The organism is Candidatus Eisenbacteria bacterium (genome assembly GCA_016867495.1).
Lineage (GTDB): Bacteria > Eisenbacteria > RBG-16-71-46 > CAIMUX01 > VGJL01 > VGJL01.
The window spans coordinates 1-4617 of the sequence record VGJL01000199.1 but is presented as its reverse complement, the minus strand read 5'-3'; the positions used below and the strand labels follow the sequence as shown (position 1 = coordinate 4617).

The 4617-nt window shown below is 67.7% G+C and carries 6 protein-coding genes; all 6 read left to right on the top strand.

What is annotated here, in order from left to right; all coding sequences use genetic code 11:
- On the top strand, positions 1-282 hold a 282-nt coding region (locus tag FJY88_12110), incomplete at its 5' end, for a hypothetical protein (GenBank protein ID MBM3288078.1).
- The gene (locus FJY88_12105) at positions 279-971 is read left to right on the top strand and encodes an ATP-binding cassette domain-containing protein (protein MBM3288077.1); all 693 of its coding nucleotides are present in this window, start codon (positions 279-281) and stop codon (positions 969-971) included. The genes FJY88_12110 and FJY88_12105, both read left to right, overlap by 4 nt.
- Positions 968-1861 (top strand): FtsX-like permease family protein, encoded by an 894-nt coding sequence (locus FJY88_12100; GenBank protein ID MBM3288076.1) that lies wholly within the window; start codon positions 968-970, stop codon positions 1859-1861. The genes FJY88_12105 and FJY88_12100 overlap by 4 nt, the downstream gene beginning before the upstream one ends.
- The gene (locus tag FJY88_12095; protein MBM3288075.1) at positions 1842-3143 is read left to right on the top strand and encodes a hypothetical protein; all 1302 of its coding nucleotides are present in this window, start codon (positions 1842-1844) and stop codon (positions 3141-3143) included. Before FJY88_12100 ends, FJY88_12095 begins: the two co-directional genes overlap by 20 nt.
- Positions 3140-4261 (top strand): hypothetical protein, encoded by a 1122-nt coding sequence (locus FJY88_12090; GenBank protein MBM3288074.1) that lies wholly within the window; start codon positions 3140-3142, stop codon positions 4259-4261. The genes FJY88_12095 and FJY88_12090 overlap by 4 nt, the downstream gene beginning before the upstream one ends.
- On the top strand, positions 4258-4617 hold a 360-nt coding region (locus FJY88_12085; protein ID MBM3288073.1), incomplete at its 3' end, for a hypothetical protein. The genes FJY88_12090 and FJY88_12085, both read left to right, overlap by 4 nt.

Sequence of the window (4617 nt, the reverse complement as noted above, 5' to 3'; positions counted from 1 at the left end):
AGGATTGACCTACTGCTCCACGCCCTGTGCCTGTTCAAGACCAGGAGCCAGGCGTCGAAGGCCTGCGCCGAAGGGCGGGTCTGGCTCAACGATCAGCAGGCGCGCTCCTCCCGGACCGTCAGCGTGGGGGACAGAATCCGCTGGCGCGACTCCTTGGGGCGGATGGAGGAGGAAGTGCAGATTCTGGAGATCCCGACCCGGCAGGTCTCGCGGGCCGCGTCCCGCGACATGATTCGGCCGATCGCCAAGAGAACGCTCGATGATCCCTGGGTGAGCGAATGATCGCCTTCGAGCATGTCTGGCTCCGCTATCCGGGCCCGAGGGAGGAATACGCCCTCGAGGACGTCAATCTCGAGATCGGCACAGGCGAGATGGTCTTCATCCTGGGGCCGAGTGGCGCAGGCAAGACGAGCCTCCTGCGGTTGGTGACGATGGAGGAACTCCCCTCTCGCGGCCGGGCGCGGATCCTCGAATACGACTCGGCGCGCATCCGCCGGCGCGAGGTCCCCCAGTTGCGGAGGAAGGTCGGCGTCGTGTACCAGGACTTCCGTCTGCTGCGCGACAAGACGATCTTCGAGAACATCGCCTACGTGCTCAGGATGACGGGGGTGCTGGAGCCATCCACCCTCCAGAGGATCATCCTGCGCCTGCTGACGCAGGTGAGCCTCTACCACAAGCGAAACAGCTATCCCGACCAGCTCTCGGGCGGAGAGCAGCAGCGCGCATCGGTCGCCCGCGCGCTGGTTCACGGCCCCCGGATCCTCCTGGCCGATGAGCCGACCGGGAATCTCGACACGGCCAGCGCGACCGAGGTGCTCGATCTGTTCCGCCGCGTCAACATGGGGGGAGCGACCGTCGTGATCGCCACCCACGACGAGTCGCTCGCGGCGCGCTTCGCGTCCCGGATGGTGACGCTCGAGGGCGGGAGGGCCGTTCGAGACGCGCGTCCCGCGAGGGCGAGGGCGCTGTGATCCGCTTCCGCTTCTTCGTCTCGGAGGCATGGGAGATCCAGTCGCGGGACCGAGCCCAGGGCCTCGCGAGCCTCACGGCCCTCACCGCGGTCCTCTTCCTCCTCGCGGTGATTCTCCTGGCGGGACACAACATCCGTGGTGTCGCGAGGAGCCTGGAGTCGCGAAAGGGGCTGCAGGTCTTCCTCGCCGAGGACCTGCCGCCTGAGAGGATCTCCGAGATGGAGCGGACGTTTAGGAGCTTCGGCGAGGTCGCCGAGGTCATCTTCGTCTCGGAGCAGGAGGCCCTCGAGGAGGTCGAGAGGGACCTGGGCGACGTCGACATCGTGGGCGCGCTCGGGGAGAACCCGCTCTCCGCCTCCTTCGAGATCCGCCTCACCCCGGAAGCCGCGTCCCGGCGGGGAGCGGTTCGCCAGATCGCCGGGGAGATCGAGGGATACGAGGGTGTCGATGAGGTTCTATATGGCGGCCCCTGGATCGATCTGCTCGAACGCGGGATTCGCAACATACACTGGGCGACGGCGGGAGCGGGGACGCTGGCCGCGCTCGCGGTCCTGCTCGTCCTCTGGAACACGCTGAAGCTCGCCTTCCTGGGCCGCCGCGAAGCGGTCAGGATCCTGAAGATCGTGGGCGCCACGCCCGGCTTCATCCGGTCTCCTTATGTTCTGCTCGGCGCGATGCACGCGACGGTCGCGTCGATCCTGGCGCTGCTCCTGCTCGCCCTGGTCCGGTTCGCCTTCCTGCAGATGATGCCGGGTCTCACCTACATACCATCCGCCTGGATCGCCTTCTTCGTCGGCGGAGCGATCCTGCTGGGAATCGTGAGCAGCGTCGCCTCGGTGGAGCCGGCTCTGCGGGACCTCGAACGTCGCCATGAGCCGGTCACCCGCTAGGCAGGCCCTCTCGGCCCCCGCCCGGGCGCAGAGGCGCCTCCCGCGGATCGCCCCCCGCCCCTTTCATCGCGGGGCGGGGCAGCGCCAGGGCGCCTGCCGGGCCCGCTCAATCACCGCGAGAGTCCTCCTCGTCTTGGCCATCTCCTTGTCCGTTCCCTGCGCGCTCCTGGCCCAGGCGAGCGAGGATCCGATCAGCGTCCGCCAGAGAGAGCTGCGCGATCTCAAGAAGGAGATGGAGGCCAACCGCAAGAAGATCGAAGAGCTGCAGCGCAAGGAGAAGAAGCTCGGAGCGCTGGATCAGCGGCTGCAACGCGACAAGCAGCTGACCGAGCGCTACCTCGTCCGCCTCGAGGAGCAGGAGCGGGCGCTGCTGACCGATCTCACGGGGAGGCAGAGCGAGCTGGGAAGAATGACGGGCGAGCACGAGAAGATGTCGGCGCTGCTGCGCCGCCGCCTGCGGAACTACCAGCGATCGCGCAGTCCGCAGACGGCCGAGCTTCTCGTCTCATCCCGGAGCTTCGCGCAGCTTCTTGCGCGCGGCGCCCTCCTGGCGCGCGCCATCCAGCGCGATCGCGGCGATCTGCTCTGGCTGCGGCAGCAGCGCGACGATCTCGCGGTGGCCACATCCCTCCTCGAGTCGCGGCGGCGCGGGCTCGACCTCCTGCAGAGCGAGAAGGAGAGGGAGAAGAGCCGCATCGAGAGCAAGTCCCGCAAAACCCGCGCGGAGATCGAGGATGTGCGGGAGACGAAGGACGCCTTCGAGAAGCGGCAGAACGACCTGGTCCAGGCGGAGCAGAAGATCCGAACGCTGCTTGCCCGGTTGGAGGAGGATCGCCGCAAGAAAGCGAAGGACGCGAAGGCTCCGCGAACGACGGGCCCCGGTCTCGCGCCCTTGCGGGGCAGCCTTCCCTGGCCTACGGAGGGGAGCGTGGTCGGCAACTTCGGCGTGGAGATGCACCCGCGCTTCAAGACGAAGGTGCCGAGCAACGGGATCGACATCGCCGCTCCATCGGGGGCTCCCGTCAAGGCGGTCGCGGCCGGCACCGCCGAGTTCGTCGACTGGCTCCCGGGGTACGGAAGGTGCGTGATTCTGAACCACGGCGGGGGGTACTACACCCTCTACGCGCATTGCTCCAAGGTCCTCGTCGCGGCGGGGGACAAGGTCGATCCGGGCAGGAGGATCGCCGAGGTCGGCGACACCGATTCGGTGAAGGGAACCTGCCTGCATTTCGAGATTCGCCTCGGCCAGGACGCGATGGACCCCGAGGAGTGGCTCAAGTGAGGACGATGCCTCCTCTCTGCCCGGAGGCCGTCCTCTCGTGGATCCGCGATCAGGATGACGTGGTCCTCCGCCTGCGGGCGGCGATCGCCGAGGATCGGATAGCGCAGGCATACCTCTTCCACGGTCCGCGCGGAGTCGGCAAGACGCGCACCGCCCTCGGATTCGCCCAGGCGCTCAACTGCGCCGGCGACTCGATCCCCTGCGGACGATGTCTCCCCTGCCGAAAGGTCGCGAGCCTGATCCATCCTGACGTGCGCCTCCTCTTTCCCGCGACCCGGGACGAAGACGCGCGACCCGAGGAGATCGCCAAGAAGCTTGAGGACTACGGCGCCGATCGATACCATCTGCTTGACTACGCGAGGAACGCCTCGATCGGGATCGAGAGGATTCGCGAGCTGAAGATCGAGGCCGCGATGTCGCTGGCAGAAGGCCGGAGGCGCGTTTTCATCATCAGCGACGCCGCCAGATTGGGCGAGGACGCCGGCCAATCCGCCCTGAAGCTGATCGAGGAGCCTCCGCCGGGGACCCACCTGATCCTCGTGGCGGAAGAGCCGGGGGCCCTGCTCCCGACGATCGTCTCGCGTTGCCAGCAGGTGCGCTTCCGGCCGCTGCGGAGGTCGACGATCGAAGGTGTGCTGAAGGGCGAGGCCAAGATCGATGCCGCCTCCGCGCGGCTGATCGCAGCGCTCTCGGAGGGGAGCCTGGGACGCGCGCTCGGCCTGCGCGAGGAGACCTCGATCGCCAAGAGCAGGGACGATGCGATCACGCTGCTGCATGTGCCGCCCGACACGGCCCACATCCAGGAGAAGGTCCGGCAGTGGTCGAAGGCCATCAATCCGAACTCCGCGCGGCGGAACGTCGAGCTGCTGCTCATGTGGTGCCACGACCTCCTGGCCGTGAAGTACGGGCTGCCCGAGGAGACGCTCTGCAACATGGACCGCAGGAAGGAGCTCGGAGACGAGGCCCGTAGCACCGATGTGGGGAGGATCAGGGCCTGGATCGACGCTCTGGAGGAGATGCTCGAGAGCATCGACCGCAACGTCAATCCGTCTCTGGCGCTTCACGAGATGCTGGTCCGGTGCGCGTCGGCCCAGGCGCAGGGGCATGGCAGGCGATGATGGGAGATCCTGACGCCCTCCGCGGAGGCGCTCCGGGCGCGCTGACGGGCGACCGGCTCGTGCAGGTCCGGTTCAAGGGGCACCGGATCGAGCTGTTCATGCTCGCCGAGGAGCTTGTCATTCCCATCGGGCGCCACGTGATCGTCGAGGCGGAGCGCGGGATCGACGCGGGAATCCTCCTTCGCTGCGACGCGGGGCGCCTCATCCCGAGCGGTCGCAAGGAGATCAAGCGGATCCTGCGGGAGGCGACCGGCGAGGAGATCTGCCATCTCGCCCGCGTGCGGAGAGAGGACGAGGAGGCGCTGCGGATATGCAGGCAGAGGGTGGAGTCCTCCGGTCTCACGATGCGGGTCACC

Excerpts from the sequence above, each read along its gene's own strand:
- FJY88_12105 (MBM3288077.1), top strand. The coding sequence starts at position 279 with ATGATCGCCTTCGAGCATGTCTGGCTCCGCTATCCGGGCCCGAGGGAG.
- FJY88_12095 (MBM3288075.1), top strand. The coding sequence starts at position 1,842 with ATGAGCCGGTCACCCGCTAGGCAGGCCCTCTCGGCCCCCGCCCGGGCG.